This window comes from Leptospira mtsangambouensis (assembly GCF_004770475.1).
Taxonomy (GTDB): Bacteria; Spirochaetota; Leptospiria; order Leptospirales; family Leptospiraceae; genus Leptospira_A; species Leptospira_A mtsangambouensis.
Genome location: NZ_RQHK01000002.1, coordinates 422,131 through 439,067, shown reverse-complemented (window position 1 = coordinate 439,067; position 16,937 = coordinate 422,131). Strand labels below are relative to the sequence as shown.

Here is a 16,937-nt window from a genome sequence, read left to right as displayed (position 1 = left end):
AGTAGTTCCCCTCTTTCTGCGAATATGAACCATTTCCTCCGTGGAAGAAAAAGAAACCAAAGAAATCCTGACTAGGATTCAATCGATGGAGAGGGAACTTTCTTTTTTAAAAGAAAGAGTTTTATCCCTCTCCCAAACCCAAACTCCGAAGGAATCTCCTCGCACTACTTCTGATCCAACTCCTACAGTAGACCACCAAACTGAGGTTCCATTAAACGAAGGTCCCAACTGGTTTGTCCAATGGATTGGAGAAAACCTATTTGTAAAACTAGGAGTGTTTTCTTTACTACTGGCATCCATCTGGTTTTTCTATTTAGCCATAGAAGAATATTGGATCAATGAATCGGTGCGGATTTGGATTGGACTTTTTTTGGCCATCCCAGTATTAATATATGGATTCAGAGTTCGAAATTCAAGGCCATACCTTTCGCCTAGTCTTATGGGTCTTGGAATTGCGGTTTTGTTTTCTGCCTACTATTCCGGGTATTTGTGGTACGATTTGTATTCAACTGAAACCTGTTTTGTTGGTTTGTTAATCCTTAGCTTAACAACAGTTGCAATCGCTCATTCACAAAAAAGTGAAGTGTTATTTGGATTTGCCTCTCTTGGTGCATTTTTAGTTCCTTTACTTTTGTCCACAGGACAAAACTCCTACCCGTTTTTATTTACCTATTTGTTACTCTGGAATGTCTTATTCTTTTGGGTAAGAAAAGATACAAACTGGAAAGTAATCCCGCTTCTTTTACTCGCAGCAAATCACCTAATCTTCGTTGGATGGGCAGATAAAAACCTAGTAGATGCTAAGCCGTTTTTTCCAATTGTTTTCCAACTAGGTATTTTCATTTTATTTCTCTTAAGAGAATTTCAAACTTTAGAAACCACCAAATTGAAGGAACCAATTCTCACAATCACTGCAATAGGCTTTACGTTGGGACTTGGATTTGTTCAGTCTTTTTGGGTATTTTCAGTTTTTTACCCAATCGCAAAACCATTTTTACTAACCTTATTACTCATTCTATTTTATGGTCTCTATGAACGATCCATAAGAAGAACTGTTTTGAGTTTAGATAAGAAAAAACTATATGATGTGATTGGATTATTTGGCCTTCCATTCATTGTAAGTTTAATCGTGATAGGAACCTCAGGAAAACTTTTAGCTTTTAGCCTCATTAGTTTTGCTTTTCTTGTGACCATTGCATCTACCTACTCCAAACAACTTTATATGTATTGGGCGGCCTTCCCCGTTTGGTTTTTTGCATTGTTCTATATTTTTGCCTTCACCTATCGTTCGCAAAATGAAATTCCATTTTTAAATGGTCGATTTTTAGTATTTGCGACAGGTTCGGTTTATTTAGTTCTTTCTTATCTCTATAGTAGAAAGTTCTCCGAGTTCTCCAAACTTTTCTTATATGCTGCCTATCCTTATTGGTTACTTGGCACATTTGTTGAGATATATCTTGGATTCCCAGAAGAGAAAAAATTATTCCTCTACACACTCAGTTTGATTGTGTATGGTTTGATCGCTTTATCAACTGGATTCCTAAAAAAAATCCAATCTCTCAAGTATGTTGGATTTGGCTCATTATCTTTAGTCATCATAAAATTCTATTTATATGATTTCTGGAATTTGAGCTTAGGTTATCGAATTCTCGCCGGATTATTCTTAGGAGTAACTCTGATCGTAACAGGTACGTTATACAATCACTTCAAAAAGGAAACAAAATGAAACTTCAATACTTAATTTCCATCTTATTCTTTATTTCAACAACAACACAGGTTATAAGTAGGCCTCTTGCCGTACAAAACTTCAAATACAAAAAAGATTTAAAAATTTCAGGGAACCTTTCTCCAAATGGAATTGTAAAACTAATGTTAGATGAAGATATTTATAAACATTCTTTTTACGGAGACCTAAGGATCACTTACAACGGAAATATTGTTCCTTACCATATCCAAAACGCAGAAGAAATTGCAAAAAACACCGAAAAAGTAAAACCAGAACTACTATTTTCAAAAAAAGATGAAATGGAAATCTATGTATTGGAACTTCCCAAATTACCAGAGGGTATGAATTATACAAAACTATCTGTTTCTAGTGCGTATGATTACGAAACATCCATTACATTAAAGTTTGGTGACAATCCTGATCAATTCGTAGATTCAAAAACTGTTTTTCTTTATAAATATGGAAATCAATCTTCGGGAGAAATTGATTTAAGTGGAACAAAACATCGATTTTTACGATTAGAAGCAGAACCAGGCTCTGATTTAAAATTTCCAAATGCCACCAGGGCAAAACAGAACAAAAACTTATACTGGGAAAAATCGCACGCAGTCACAAGCCCGGTGCTCGCAGAAAATCATTGTAAGTTTTTATTTCCAAACGAATCACAATCCGCATTCCAAATTTTGAAGTTAGAATTTGAAGAAACTAATTGGGAACGTAATATCACAGTTCGCGGCAAAATTAACAAAAAAGAATGGGAAACCGTATTTGAAGGAACTGTCAGCCATAACAAAGAGGATGGAGTTTTTTCAGAAATCCCACTTTCTAGAACAATCAATTCTGAATTTGAAATTGAAGTTTACGACGGAGAAAATGAAACTCTTCACCTAACAAATGCAATTACTGTGCAACCACTAGAAGAAATTTATTTTTTTGCTAACCAAGACGGAACAAAGGAAGGTTATTCACTCTATTATGGAAACCCTTACCAATGGCCCGCAGATTTTGATCCTTACTCCTATCCATCGGGAGATGAAATTAAAAATAACGAACCAAAATTAGCAAACCTTCTCGAAGAATCAGAAAATCCAGACTTTGGTTTTAGTATTTTATATCCGCCAGTTTCTGGATACATTGCCTCTGGACTATTTTACGTCGGAATTGCGGCGTTATTGTATTTGTTATTTTCGATTCTAAAATCAAAAAGGTCAGTATTACTCGAAACTGAATGAATTCTTACTGAACCCGTAAAGGTTTTCTTTGCGGGTTCATTTACTTCTGAAAAAATCTTCCAAGCAATCTTTACTGTTTCAATTGATTCTTTAATTCCCAAGATTCCAAAATAGGATTCATCATTTGAAACCAAAGCGGAGGAACCAAAGCAACAAGAATCATCAACTCATAACCAAAGGGCAATTGAGGAGCTTCTTCAAAATGGCGAAGGACTTGGTATCTTCTACCGGCATTTGCATGATGGTCGGAATGTCTTTGTAAATGAAATAAAAATGCATTGGATACAAAATAATTTTGATTCCATGAATGAATGGGTAACACTTTTTCAAATTTACCCGGACTTACTTCTTTTCGGCTTAAACCATAATGTTCTATGTAATTTGTAAGTTCCAAAAGTGAAAATGCAATCAATGATTGTAATAGTAAAAACCCAAGAATATCCCAACGAATTGTGCTCTGGGAATATAAAGAACCAAATCCAATCATAGAAATCAAAAATAGAACTGTGATTACAAAATACCAAATCATCTCATTTCGATAATGAAATGAAACTAGTCCCAACTTTTTTAAACGTTTTGTTTCCAATTCCCAAGCTGATTGATAAGCTCCTATGACAGTCTGAGGATAAAACTGATAGAAGGACTGATTCTTTTTTGAGGATGCGGGATCATTTGGAGTCGAAACATTCGTATGATGACCTCGGTTGTGTTCAATATAAAAGTGCATATAACAAACTGTCATATAAATTAATTTTGCCAAAAACTGTTCGTAACGAGTGTTTTTATGACCTAGTTCATGCCCTACAGTAATGCCAATTCCTCCCGTTACGATCCCAACCGAAATGGCAAATAAACAAAACTCAATCGCGGTATGTGGATAAAGAGCGATTCGATAAACCGACCAAATTACAAAACTAAGTTGAACATAAGCCCACACTTGCGTTAAATACCGAAAATAAGAATCATTTTGTAACTTTAGAAAATTAGGTTCTTCCGGATTCGAAAGATCTTTACCCCAAACAAAATCTAACAATGGTAAAATGACGAACACAGTCAGTGGAACGATTAAATAAGAAACACCACCCACCTCTTCGGCCAGAATCACTAAAATCGGCAAGATAAAACAAAGTAAAAAACTAAGTCTTTTGGTGAGTGTCATAAATTTATCTCCTTAATCTTTGCTTTGAAACAATACCATTAAGTTCCCCAAACCTTCAAAAAGTTCTGGCCAGTTGGTTTCTTCTGTTGCGTTATTTTTTAAAAATAAAGCTCCCAAAAAAAATGACAGAAATGCCTTTCCACTATTTGATTTTGCATTGGTTGGAAAGAATCGATCCAAAGCAGTTCGATACGAAGTAAATGAATCTTCTACAAGTTGCATAAGTTCACTCGATTCACTCAAGTGCCGCTTAACATCGACTGCCAGTAACATTAGATTGATAAAATGCCCTTCGCGTTTAGCAACAAAAGCCATTATATCTGCAAGACCCGTGTGACTTTCGGAAAGTTCCGTAATCTCTTTTTCATCGATAGCGACGAGTTGTTTTACCATGGACTCAAAGAGAATCTCTTTTGTTGGAAAGTAATGGTAAAGAGTTCCCGTGGAAACGCCAAGTTCCTTTGATAATTCACGCATCGAAACAGAGGAGACCCCTTTTGTGACAAAAATGGGCATACACTTTGCCAAAAGTTCAGCTCGGTAAAGATCGTGATCGACTATCTTAGGCATAAAAAAGAGATCCTTTTATATCGAACGATTGTTTTATAAAAATACTTTTACCATACTTTGTCCATCTTTTTTTCTTAATTCCTTTAGATTTCCACAATTTGCGAATATATTTCATTTAGTTTCGGACCTTCCCTCAGCCAAACGACATCAAAGTCAGATTCTAGGCGGAATACTCCCAAGTACGAAGCACTAAAAAGAAAGTTCAAGCGAGAAACCGGAGCCAAATTACAAAGGAAAGGGAATTCTGAATCTTAAAAAACACGGTTGGGTTTCAGTCCTTGCAGGTGGAAGGGGTGGTGTTTGGAGGGAATTTCCTTCTGAAACCGGGTTTTCATTGGGACTGTCTGTATTTGATAAGGAATACTGACTTTCCTTTGAAACTGGTGTTCTTTTGCAAGTGAGTGCAAAAAGTAACTCACTTACCTTTTATACCGACTCGCTTTTTTCCCCAATATGGGAAAGGAACAGTCCAATACAAAGAAACTCGCTTTAGGAACCGGCGCAAATGAATCACAAACTTCGAATCATCCTCTATCCTCTTTTTTTCCTCTTTGTCGGGTGCACAGGAACAAGACCGAACTACTTAGGAATCAAAACTGACAAACTCAACAATTGCCCTGCAACTCCCAATTGCATCACTAGTTTTGCTGATCCTACGGATACAGTTCACTACCGAAGCCCAGTCACTTACAAAAAACCTTTAGTTGAAGCTTATAAAATTCTAAAGGAAAGGCTAGAACAATCTCCACGGACCAAAATCATCCAAGAAAATTCCAATTACATTTATACTGAATTTACTTCTCTCATCATGCGATATGTAGATGATGTGGAATTCTATTTTGATGAAAAAAATAAACTTCTTCACTTTCGGTCAGCATCCAGATTAGGAAAGTCAGATTTGGGTGTGAACCGAAAACGAATCGAGTCTTTGCTAAAGGGTTTGGATATCTAACAAAAAACCAAACATTTGTTAGAAAATCCAAACCCTTTTAAGTTTTAATTACTTTTGTGTTTCGCGTGAATTTCTTGAAGGGAATTCACGGAAAAACCTTTATCCTTCATTTCTACCAAACCATGAATTAACGCCTTTCCCGCTTGTGCTGTTGTCAAACATGGAACTTTGTATTTAATTGCTGCTTGTCGGATTGTAAACGCATTCTCACGCGTAACTCTCGACAAAGGAGTATTAATAATCAGATGAATTTTCTTTTCTTTGATATAATCAATCACATTCGGAAAATAACCATCGTAAATTTTGTTAATTTTACTAGATAGAATTCCATTATCAGAAAGGAATTTATGTGTTCCTTCTGTTGCGATGATATTATATCCTAAGTTTGATAATGACCGAATTGATTCTAATAATTCTTTTTTAGTTTTATCATTGATGGTCACAAAAACAGTACCATGTTTAGGAGGTTCTTCACCTGCCATAATTTGAGCTTTGACAAAGGCTTCCCCTTTTGTCGTAGCAACTCCCATTACTTCTCCGGTAGATCTCATCTCTGGGCCAAGGATTGTATCAACACCAGGGAATTTACTAAATGGTAATACAGCTTCTTTCACAGTAATCATTGGCGCTGAAAAACGTTTTCCCAATTTAAAAGATGCCAATGGTTCACCTAACATCAATCGAACTGCAATTTTAACGACAGGGATACCGATTGACTTCGCAACAAAAGGAACTGTTCGTGAAGCACGAGGGTTAACTTCTAGGACATAAAGAGTTTCTTCTTTAATGGCATATTGAACGTTGATTAAACCTTTTACATTTAACTCCAAAGCCAAACGATAAGTTGCTTCTTCTATTTCCTGTAACATACGTTGAGAAATGGACTGCGGAGGCAACACACAAGCTGAGTCACCAGAGTGGATTCCCGCTTCCTCAATATGTTCCATAATCCCTGCAATGAATACATCTTTGCCATCACACAAGGCATCCACATCCACTTCGATCGCATCTTGTAAAAATGAATCTACTAGAAGTGGTCTATCTTCCGATACCTCTTCTGCTTCTTCCATATATTTATCAAGTTCCGATTCTTCGTTAACGATGAGCATGGCTCTTCCACCCAAAACATACGATGGCCTTACAAGTACCGGATAACCAATTTTCTTTGCGATCTCTCTTGCTTTATCTTTAGAAGCAGCAATTCCGTTATCAGGTGATTTTAGGTTTAGTTTTTCTAAAACTTCGGCAAATCGTTTGCGATCTTCTGCCCTATCAATGGAATCAGGACTTGTTCCCATAATGGGAACTCCTCTTTTTTCCAATGACTTTGCTAATTTTAGAGGAGTTTGACCACCTAACTGAACAATCACACCATCTGGTTTTTCTTTTTTGAAAATTGCCATTACATCTTCTAGACTTAATGGTTCAAAATACAACCTGTCGGAAGTATCGTAATCTGTAGAAACTGTTTCTGGATTGGAGTTTACCATGATTGACTCCACTCCTGCCTCTTGCAATGAGAAGGAAGCATGGCAACAACAATAATCAAATTCAATTCCTTGTCCAATTCTGTTTGGCCCACCACCAAGGATCATCACTTTCTTTTTCGAAGTGACATCAGCTTCATCCTCTTCGTCATAAGAAGAATACATATAAGGTGTAAATGCTTCGAATTCACCAGCGCAAGTATCAATTCTCTTATAAACTGGATGAATGTTTTTTTCTTCTAAGTATTTTTCGATGAGTTCTTCTTCTTCTCGAAGGGTTTTTTCTACTTTGGCCTTTGTGATTTCGATCGCTGCACCACTTCGAACTTGCGCGAGAATTTGTTCCTCTTTAGAAAGGAAAGCAAGTTGGCGATTAGAGAAACCAGATCTTTTCATTTCTTCAATGATGGTTTTTCCTTCTTTTCGGAATTTATTTTCTAATTGGTATAACTCTTCGAATTGGTAAAGGAACCAAGGATCAATTTTACAAATATCAAAAATTTCTTCGACACTCATTCCAAAATCAAAGGCCATCTTCACATAGAAAATACGTTTGTCTGTAGGTCGTTTTACCTTTGCCGTTAACCAAGTTTTTCTTTCTTCTTTCGGAACAGACTCCCATTCCAAAAGTTCTTTTAAATACCCGTCACTTCCAAACCCAAAACGGTCAGTTTCCAGTGATCTAAGTGCTTTTTGAAAACTTTCTTTGAAGTTACGTCCGATCGCCATAGCTTCACCAACGGCCTTCATCTGAACACCTAACGTTGGATCGGAACCAGGAAATTTTTCGAATGCAAACCTAGGTATTTTTGTTACAACATAATCGATGGATGGTTCAAAACTAGCTGGCGTTACACGGGTAATATCATTTCTAATTTCATCTAAGGTATATCCGATGGAAAGAAGTGCTGCAATTTTTGCGATTGGAAATCCTGTTGCTTTAGATGCCAAAGCAGAAGACCGAGAAACTCGTGGGTTCATCTCAATGACAATGACATCCCCATTTTCTGGATTCACAGCAAATTGGATATTGGAACCACCCGTCTCTACTCCAATTTCTCGAATGATATCAATCGACATATCACGAAGTTTTTGATACTCTCTGTCACTCAAAGTTTGTTGAGGAGCAACAGTAATGGAGTCACCAGTATGAACACCCATAGGGTCCAAATTTTCAATGGAACAAATAATAACAACGTTGTCTGCGAGGTCTCGCATGACCTCTAACTCAAACTCTTTCCATCCCATCACAGACTCTTCAACTAATACCTGCGAAATGGGGGAAGCAGATAGTCCTTTTTGTGTTATCTCTTCAAACTCTGTTTCATCATAACAAGTTCCTCCACCAGTTCCACCGAGAGTAAATGCTGGCCGAATGATGATTGGATAACCAATGACATCTTTTGCTTTCCTGGCGGCCTCCATGTCAGACACCATAAAGGACTTTGCAACTCGGATACCCAGTTTTTCCATTGCGAGTTTAAATAGTTCCCGATCTTCTGCTTTTCGAATGGCATCAACTTTTGCACCGATAAGTTCTACATTGTATTTTTCTAATACACCTTCACGATGGAGGGCGAGTGCCAAGTTGAGTGCTGTCTGACCACCTACGGTTGGTAAGATGGCATCTGGTTTTTCTTTTTTGATGATTTTTTCTAAAACAGGAACCGTAAGTGGTTCAATGTATGTTGCATCAGCAAGATCAGGATCCGTCATAATTGTAGCTGGATTGGAATTTACGAGGATCACTCGTATCCCCTTTTCCCTCAATGCTTTCGTTGCTTGTGTTCCAGAGTAGTCAAATTCACATGCCTGCCCGATGACGATAGGTCCGGATCCGATGATCAAAATTGATTTTAAGTCGTTACGTTGCGGCATAGTTTCCTCTTTTTTTTCCTATTTAATTTTCATTGATATCAGATAAAGAACTTGGTATTAAATACTCTCCTGCGAGAGAGGCGTCTTCCCACTTTACAACCATTTGATACAACATGTCTTTCATTTTTATGGCCATGGGGTGGTTCGGATAAAGATTCTTTGTATTGAAAGGATCCTTTTTTCGATCATAGAATTCAAAAAGCACACCTTGGCGTGTGGGAATATAAATGAGTTTGTAATTCGAATTTTGCACAGACCTATGTTTTGAAAAAGCGATTGTTTCTCTATACATTGGATCAGTGATCATAATTTGGTAATCTTCTTCAGGAACCACTTGGTGCAGAGATAAGATATTCGGATAAGGGATTCTTTGTTTTTGAAAAAAATGGTCACCCGCATCAGAAAACCAAATTCCTGTTTCTGCATATACCAATCTGTCCTCAGCCCAATTAGACTTTCCAAGGACAGGTAACAAAGATCTCCCGGGAAACTCTTGTTTGGTGAAGATTCCAAAATAATCCATTAAAGTTGGATAAATATCGACACTCGAGGTAATTCCTAAAAATTGTTGGTCGGACATTTTATGATTTGTCGATTTCGGAAATTTTATGATCAGGGGGACATGAGTCACTGCTTCCCCACGCAAATGTTCTCCATGACCTTGCCCATGTACATCTTCATACAAAGCTTCCCCGTGATCTGCCGTCAGTATGATGATGGATTCATCATAGATTCCTTTTTCCTTTAATTCGGAAATGATATCACCAAACTCAGAATCAAAAGCAAAAACGGCACTGTCAAACAAACCACGAATCTGTTTTGTTTCTTCTTCGTTCGGGGTAGTAGAATTAGTTGGATCTACAAATTTTAAATATTTATACTTACCATAATAGTTTGGATCGGTAAAAGATTTATAATAAGGATAAGCTGGGGTATAAGGAAAATGAATGACACTCGAAAAGTAAGTTACAGAAAATGCCTGATTGCCTTCTCGTTTTAAAATCGATCGGAACCGGTCAAAAATGCGACTCCCATCTCCCCAAGTAGACAATCCATCCATTTCTTCCAAATACATCCCACCAGAAAACCATGAACCAGTGAGAAAAGGCATAAGAAACAGTTGTGATTCGGCAGTTCTTTGCACTGTCATTATGCGAGCATTAAAGTTCGGAGCAAGTACCTCATCAAATCCAAAGTTGGCTCTAGGGAATATATCAGCAGCAAAACTCCCTATCGCATAACTTCGGTAACCAATCTCCTTTAACTTTTGTTGAATGGTAGAAAAAGCTGGAGACCCAATCCTTTGTTTTTCCTCCGGTGACGGGAACATATCACGAACTTTATGGCTCATTGCATATTGTCCGGTTAATAAATCCGCCCAACTAGGGAATGTGCGAGGGATGGTGGTATGATGGTCATGGAACACAAAACTATCGTTAGCAAATAAATCGATATTCGGTGTGATACTTTTCCCTTCGAGTTTAAGTCCAATTTTGTCATAACGAAGAGAGTCTGCTGCAATAATAAAAACAGGCGGCATTTCTTTTGTTTCTCTGCGCGTTAAACCTTCAATCCTTGTCCAAATACTTGGAATCAAATAAAGAAAAAGAAAAAAGATGGAAAGAAATCCATAAGACTTAATATGGATTCTCTGGTAATGTTTGCCTTGCCAAAAAAGGATAACAAAGTAAAGAATCCCTACCATGTAATAGCCAGATGTATGTACGAGTCCTAGAACTAACACATGCAAGATTGCAAAAAAACTTTCTTTGTTTTTATGAAGGTAAATTTGTCGCAAGAGAACAAAAAGAAATCCCAAAATAAGAATTCCCAATACAAAACTAAAGTAAGTAGGACTTGTGTGATCAGTAAGAAAATACAGAAACGGAGCAAAGGAAGGGTATCGAAAGAAAAAGAACTCACCATAAATTTGTGGGAAACTTACCATCGAATGGAACAAGGCAAAACATTCGATAAATACTACCCAAGCAGATAAGATATACCAAGAGACATCCGAACGTTTTAGAAAATGGTATGTTAGATAAACAAGAGAAAAGAGAGTCAGATGCAAAAAGAATGAAACTGAAAAAACTTTGAAAGTTGTAGAAAGATATACTCCCAAAAAAGCACCTAAGTACTGTTTCAGGAAGTCTCCAACGTCCACTCCCATAATGGTAAAACTAGTATTAAAGATTAGAAAAAATAGATAAAAAAAAACGGTAAACCAAAAGGCAATTTTAAGGATTCGGATGGGGAAAAGAGGGACTTGGTTCGGACCCATTAGAGTCATAATTCCAGGCCCTCTTTATCCGTAAACTTTTCCTAGTCCAGATTTTCCGAAATCCTCACAGTTTCATTCGGCCATTCCGCATGGGTCTCCGGTGAATACATAGCCTCCACCCGAGTGGAAGGCATTTGGAATGTCCCAACATGGTTCAATCGGAAGCTGTGTTCTAGGGTATGTGTTCCTTTGGGAAGATATTCAAAATACGCTCTGTACTGAGACAAAGTTTTCTCTTCAAAACTCAAATAATAAGAAGAATCCCCAGGTTTCCCGTCTTGGCTGATGATTGACTCTCGACCGAACCCTCTGCCCAAAGGTAAGGATCCTGGAGGGATCGGATCTTCCACTACCACCCAGGTTTTATCAGAATCTGCTTGGATTTCAATTTTGACTCGGATCGTATCTCCTTTTGATAGAACTCCGGCTTTTGCCACTTGCAAAGGTTCCCAAGTTCGTTTCAAACGGTAACCACTAGAGATGGGTGCTTTCAAAGGAAGGATGGATTTAACAGACCATTCCACCCATGGTTTGCCTTTTCCGTCATAACTAACAGAAACCGACTCAGGATTCGTTCCGATGCTCTGGGATACCGTTTGTTTTCCGTTAGGTTCAAGGCTAAAAGATTCTTTGGATGATTGGATATTAAGTTTTCCACCAGTCACTTTTTCTGATTCCAAAAGTTTACTCACACGATCAAAAACCAGAATGGAATATGCATTCCCAAGTGTAGTATCGTAACTTCCCTTTTTTTGCATTTTAACAAAAGCTTTGATAAGACGTGGCATATCTTTTTTATAACTTGGTTCGGAGAATGACCATAATAAAAGTTTAGCCATTGTATAATCACGGCTACCCAGAATCCACCATGGATTGGTGAAACCAGAATCTGCCACGATGAGTTCCGATCCTTGGATATTGAGTCGAGATCGTAGTGTACTTGTCAGGCGAGATTTAACAGAACTATCTCCTCCATTTACCCTTCCCCAAATTTCTGATAGATCAATGAGAGAGGCAGTTGGTAAAAATTCCATACCTTCAAAGATTGGTCTTACCTGTTCCCATTCAAAAGTTTGGTATCTCGTCAATGCTTCCCAAACAATGATCTTTCTCACAATGGAATCGGCGCCAAATTTGTATCTCTCACCTTTTACACGCCCTTCTAAATATCCTTGTAAACCCGCAATCATCCTTGCCAAAGTTTCTTCAGGAATTTTTTTGTTGGCTAATTGCGCTGATGTTAATACATAAGCCGTCAAAATTTCGCTTCCATTTTCCATACGAGCAAAGTATTTTACGAGTCCATCATAATCTAAAAAGGAATTTAAATCAGAAAATACATCATTCCACATTGATTCGGATTTGAGACCAATGGCTTTTGATACACGTTGTTCCATACAATAGTAAGGATAGTTCTGGAAATAAGTTTGAATTCCAGAAAGGCTTGTCAAAATTGTTGGAGAGGCTTTCCAAACCATTTTACCAGAGTTTGGTTGTGATCCTTCAGGAACTTGAACCGATTCTTTAATTGGTGTTTCGTATAAAAAGAGACCCGCTTGGTAAACTCTTTCTTTGTCTACCGGCAGAACCGTCTGTTCCACTGATAATTGGTCAAGGACTGTTCCATTAGGAGAAGAAACTTCCAAATGAAACTTACGTTTAGTAGTATTATCAGGAACAGTTAATTCCCAAACGATAACCTTGGTTTCTCCAGAACCTAAAATCGCAGATTTTGTTTCTAAATCTTCTTTTGATTCCGCGCCACTTTTTAAATCTGTGACGGACAAACGTAACCTTAGTTGTTCTTTACTTTCCCCAGCATTACGAAGTGTCACTTCATGCCGAAGGGTATCACCTAACCGAACCACAGGTGGGATTCCCGAAAACGATTGGATTTTTTGGGTAGTTTGGATTTTGGCCATTCCAGTTCCGAACTCTTTGACCCCCGATGTCGCAACCGCAACAATTCGAAAACTAGTCAGGGAATCATTTAGGGGAAAACTAAACTTAAGTTTTCCATCTTTTCCAACAATGGCCTTTCCCTTCCAATACACTAAGGTATCAAAAAGAGAACGAGTGGATTGTTTTCCGCCCCCTCCTCCTTCTGGTTTTGCTTTTAGACCAAAATGGCGTTTTCCTATGATCTGTGTTTGGGCGGTAGAAGTTCCCACTGAATGGGGTCTTGTTCCCATCATCACATCCAATAAATTCCATGTGGGATTTGGTGAAAGTTCAAGGAGTGCTTCATCCACAACCGCAAATGTGACTTCGGTGGATTCAGTAGGAATTTTTCCTTCTGCAGTTTTGATTTCTAATTCCACATTGGCAGTTTCTCTTACCTGATAAAGTTTTTTCTCAGGGTTCACCGATACGGACAAAGTGTACGGTTTTGATCCCACCTTTAACATAGTCAGACCTAAACGGTAACCTGGCTTTGCTAAATCTACGAGTCCTGTTGGTTTAGGATCACCTACACGTCCCCTCATAAGTAATACCGATACAAAAACATTAGGTGCATATTCCTTTTTGATTGGTATGGAAATCACAGGATCTTTTCCAGAAACTTGTGTCACAAAGTAATCAAGAACACCTTCTCTTTCTAAACTCACAAGAGCAGTTGCTTCTCGAAAAGGAGATCGAATTTGAACTTTAACCGTTTCCCCTACATCAACTAGACGTTTTTCAGGTAAAATGTCCATACGATTGTGGTCACTGACATCAAACCATGCTTCTTGTTTGGAACTCACCCAAACACTATATCCGGAATTGGTAATATTGCCGTTTGTATCTTTCGTTTCTGCAAGAAATACAATATCACCTACTGATGGAGATTTACCTTCACAAATGAGAATTCCCTTAGAATCGGTTTTACCTTCACAAAATTCTCCTAGTTTGGTTACTTCTTCATAATGTTCGTATGCATAAAATCCACCAACTAGACGTTTTCGATTGGAATAAAATTCTCTTTTGTAAGCGGTGACTTTTATTTTTTGTGAAGGCAGGATTTTATCTTTTGAATCGAGAGCCACTAACTGTAGTTTTACGTTGTCCTCTGTAAATAACCAACCATCTGGCAAAATTCCAAGATGAACATCTGCAGGAGAGACGGGGAAACTTCTGGATACAGTTTGAATTTCTCCTGAAGGATCTGCATATTCCATTTCAACTTGGAATTTTCCATAACCGGGAATTGGTTTTAAACCACTAAAGGTATATTGTAAAAATCCCTTTTCATCTGTTTTGAGTGCAGTCGATAAAACGGTTGGTTTTGTTTCTTCAACCTCTTCTTCTTCGTAACCACTAACTTTCCATTTTCCTTCTTTTAAGGTTTCTGGTGAAAAAGAAAAAGCAGAGTATTCTTCCTTCGGAGAATAAAAACTTGGAACCACTTGCGAACGTATTTTCACAGGAAAGTGTGAAGCCCCTCCTCCGGAAAGATATTCCAATCCAAATAAAACTTTAGACTCTTTCGGAGAGACTAACTCCTGTTTTTCGCCTGAAAGCTGGATATTCCCTTTGACCACCGGAAGACGAAACTCTTCCACCCGAAACTGTGTTATTGTTTCCCCATAACTTGCATCTTCATTGGAATAAGGATAATAAACAATGTACATTCCATGTTTTGCAGTTTTGGGAATTTTAAATTCGGATTCTGCTTGCCCAGGAAAAGACCAAACCAGTGGCAAAGGATAAGATTCTCCTGAACCTTCGTGTTTGATGATAACCTGTTCTGGATTGTCTTTGGGATCTGCTGCGACGAGTCCTTTATTTCCAAACCCTCGACGAATATGTTTTAGGTGAACAGTTTCTCCTTTTTTAAATAATGTCCGATCAAGAATGATGGATTTAATTTCTTTGGAATGACCTGTTGTGACGCTTGGTAGCTGGTAACGCCAACTTTCGATCCCTTTGTCCCAAGTGCTTGAGGTAAAACTAATATCATCATTTTTTTGAACAAAAATGGTAAGGCCAGAACCTAACTCATGATAACCACAATATGGAACCTCTTGAAAATTTACATTTCCGAAAAGCATAGTTCCGTCTTTTCCAGTGATTCCTGCGCCGCGTAAGTTTCCCTTACAATCTAAGATTTTAATTTGTACGCCTGTCTCTGGTAGACCTTGGTCAAGGTTTGTCACCCAAACAAGACTAGTATCTTTTCCCCATTTAAAATGAGCAGAAAGGTTTGTGACAAGTGCTGCGCTAGACACATACATCTTTCCCTTTTTTTCAAGAAGGCTATTCCCGAGGACATCACTGGCAAGTTCAACCACATAAAAACCTGGAGTTTCCAAAGGAATTCCCACAACTTCCATTGGTTTTTTCCCATTAGGTTTCGGAAGTGCAAAAGAGGAGATACCGGTGTTAGTTGGTGGATTTTGAAATACAGACTGTTCTCTTTCTCTGGTTGATAAAACTTGAAACCATTTTTGGATTTCCAATATATCCATTGTCTTCTGGGTTTTCCCACCAACACCGAGGGAGATTGATTTCAAAGGTAAATTTGCTTCTAAATTTCGGAGAGTGACAGGTAACGCTGGTTTGGCTTTCGATTCTAAAATTCCAAATTTGGCACCAAACTTTGCAAGAGGTGGGAACTCATCTGTTTTAAACTTCAAAGGAAAGGATGCTTGGTTTGATAAACTCCTGTTTGTTTCATCTTCAAGTTCGGGCAAACGAATTTCAAATTCTGTATTTTCTGGAAATGGTCCAGGAAAACTTACCCATTCATAAAACTCATTTCCTTTCTCTGCAATGGGAGACATGGGAAATTCTTTTCCATCTTTAGAAACAAGTTTAATTTTTTGTAAACTAGACCTGGATACCGGCGAACTAAAAGAAAGCGAAACAGGAAGGATGGGAATACAATCTGCTTTTGCATTCACTCTCTCACAACTAAACCGAACTGAAAATACAGGCCTTACCGTATAAGAAAGAACTTCTTCTTCACGGATTTCACCACCCCAAACAGACTTAGTTCCCTTACCTAGTACTAATTGGATTTGTTTATCCGGTAAAAATGTTTGTTTAGATTTTAAAAGGACAGTTTCTTCTTTGTCTGCATCTCCTGTAGATTTTAAAATTGATTTTCTATCTGAACCTGTGATGAGAACAATTGGAATTCGGTTTCCTAATTCCTCTGATCGAAAGTATACAAATTTTTGAAAGGAACTTAGATCTGGTTTTGCATCCAAATGCAAAATAAAAATCTGATCTTCCGTGATAGACGATCCTTGGTAGGGAGAAGAGTATTGAACAGAAGGTCCACCCGTATGGAAAGAAAATTTACGTTCTCCTTGAACTGGTTCACCACTTAAAGTTTTTGTTCCGTCTTTTAGTTGGAAGGAACATTCCACTCCACCAGGAAGTTCTTTTTCATATTCATAAACCCAGGTTGTGGAATCCAAAAATCGGCTTGTACCTGGCAATGGACAGTTGATTTGGAAGATGTCCACTTTGGGTCTGATGTCGCCAAGGGCAACCATGGGTTTGGTAAACCGAACGGTCACCTGTTTGGGTTGTTTGACAAACCCATTCGGTGTGAAAAATTCTATCGAAGCTGGTTGGGTTTGGCTGAAATCAGACTGAACCAAACCTAAGAATAGGAGAAAAAGGAAAGGATAACGAAACCGAAAGAACATGGAGAGAATT

The 16,937-nt window shown here is 37.9% G+C and carries 8 protein-coding genes; 3 read left to right on the top strand and 5 right to left on the bottom strand.

Annotated features, from left to right (window positions below; translation table 11 throughout):
- Nucleotides 1-40: 40 nt before the first annotated feature.
- Nucleotides 41-1,726 (top strand): DUF2339 domain-containing protein, encoded by a 1,686-nt coding sequence (locus EHR01_RS01870; RefSeq protein ID WP_135692927.1) that lies wholly within the window; start codon nt 41-43, stop codon nt 1,724-1,726.
- Nucleotides 1,723-2,958 carry a hypothetical protein gene (locus EHR01_RS01865; RefSeq protein WP_135692926.1) on the top strand — a complete coding sequence of 412 codons (1,236 nt, stop codon included), beginning with the start codon at nt 1,723-1,725 and terminating at the stop codon, nt 2,956-2,958. Before EHR01_RS01870 ends, EHR01_RS01865 begins: the two co-directional genes overlap by 4 nt.
- 70 nt (nt 2,959-3,028) lie before the next feature.
- Here the strand turns inward: EHR01_RS01865 and EHR01_RS01860 are convergent, their stop codons facing one another.
- Together EHR01_RS01860 and EHR01_RS01855 are read right to left on the bottom strand one after the other, a co-directional pair.
- Nucleotides 3,029-4,117, bottom strand: coding sequence for an alkane 1-monooxygenase (locus tag EHR01_RS01860; protein WP_135692925.1), 1,089 nt, complete (start codon nt 4,115-4,117; stop codon nt 3,029-3,031).
- A 12-nt stretch (nt 4,118-4,129) separates the two neighbouring features.
- Complete coding sequence (locus EHR01_RS01855) at nt 4,130-4,633, bottom strand: TetR/AcrR family transcriptional regulator (protein ID WP_135693873.1); 504 nt, start codon at nt 4,631-4,633, stop codon at nt 4,130-4,132.
- A gap of 559 nt (nt 4,634-5,192) precedes the next feature.
- Between EHR01_RS01855 and EHR01_RS01850 the strand changes: the two genes are divergently transcribed.
- Entirely contained in the window at nt 5,193-5,639 is a 447-nt protein-coding gene (locus tag EHR01_RS01850; RefSeq protein ID WP_135692924.1) for a DUF1499 domain-containing protein, read from the top strand.
- A 44-nt stretch (nt 5,640-5,683) separates the two neighbouring features.
- Here EHR01_RS01850 and carB read toward each other — a convergent pair whose 3' ends face one another.
- The 3 genes from carB to EHR01_RS01835 are packed head-to-tail and all read right to left on the bottom strand — an operon-like array spanning nt 5,684 to nt 16,927.
- Nucleotides 5,684-9,004 carry a carbamoyl-phosphate synthase large subunit gene (gene carB / locus EHR01_RS01845; RefSeq protein WP_135692923.1) on the bottom strand — a complete coding sequence of 1,107 codons (3,321 nt, stop codon included), beginning with the start codon at nt 9,002-9,004 and terminating at the stop codon, nt 5,684-5,686.
- A gap of 22 nt (nt 9,005-9,026) precedes the next feature.
- Nucleotides 9,027-11,285, bottom strand: coding sequence for a sulfatase-like hydrolase/transferase (locus EHR01_RS01840; protein WP_135692922.1), 2,259 nt, complete (start codon nt 11,283-11,285; stop codon nt 9,027-9,029).
- Nucleotides 11,286-11,326: 41 nt separating this feature from the next.
- On the bottom strand, nt 11,327-16,927 hold the full coding sequence (locus tag EHR01_RS01835) for an alpha-2-macroglobulin family protein (protein ID WP_135692921.1): 5,601 nt from the start codon (nt 16,925-16,927) through the stop codon (nt 11,327-11,329).
- Nucleotides 16,928-16,937: the final 10 nt, after the last annotated feature.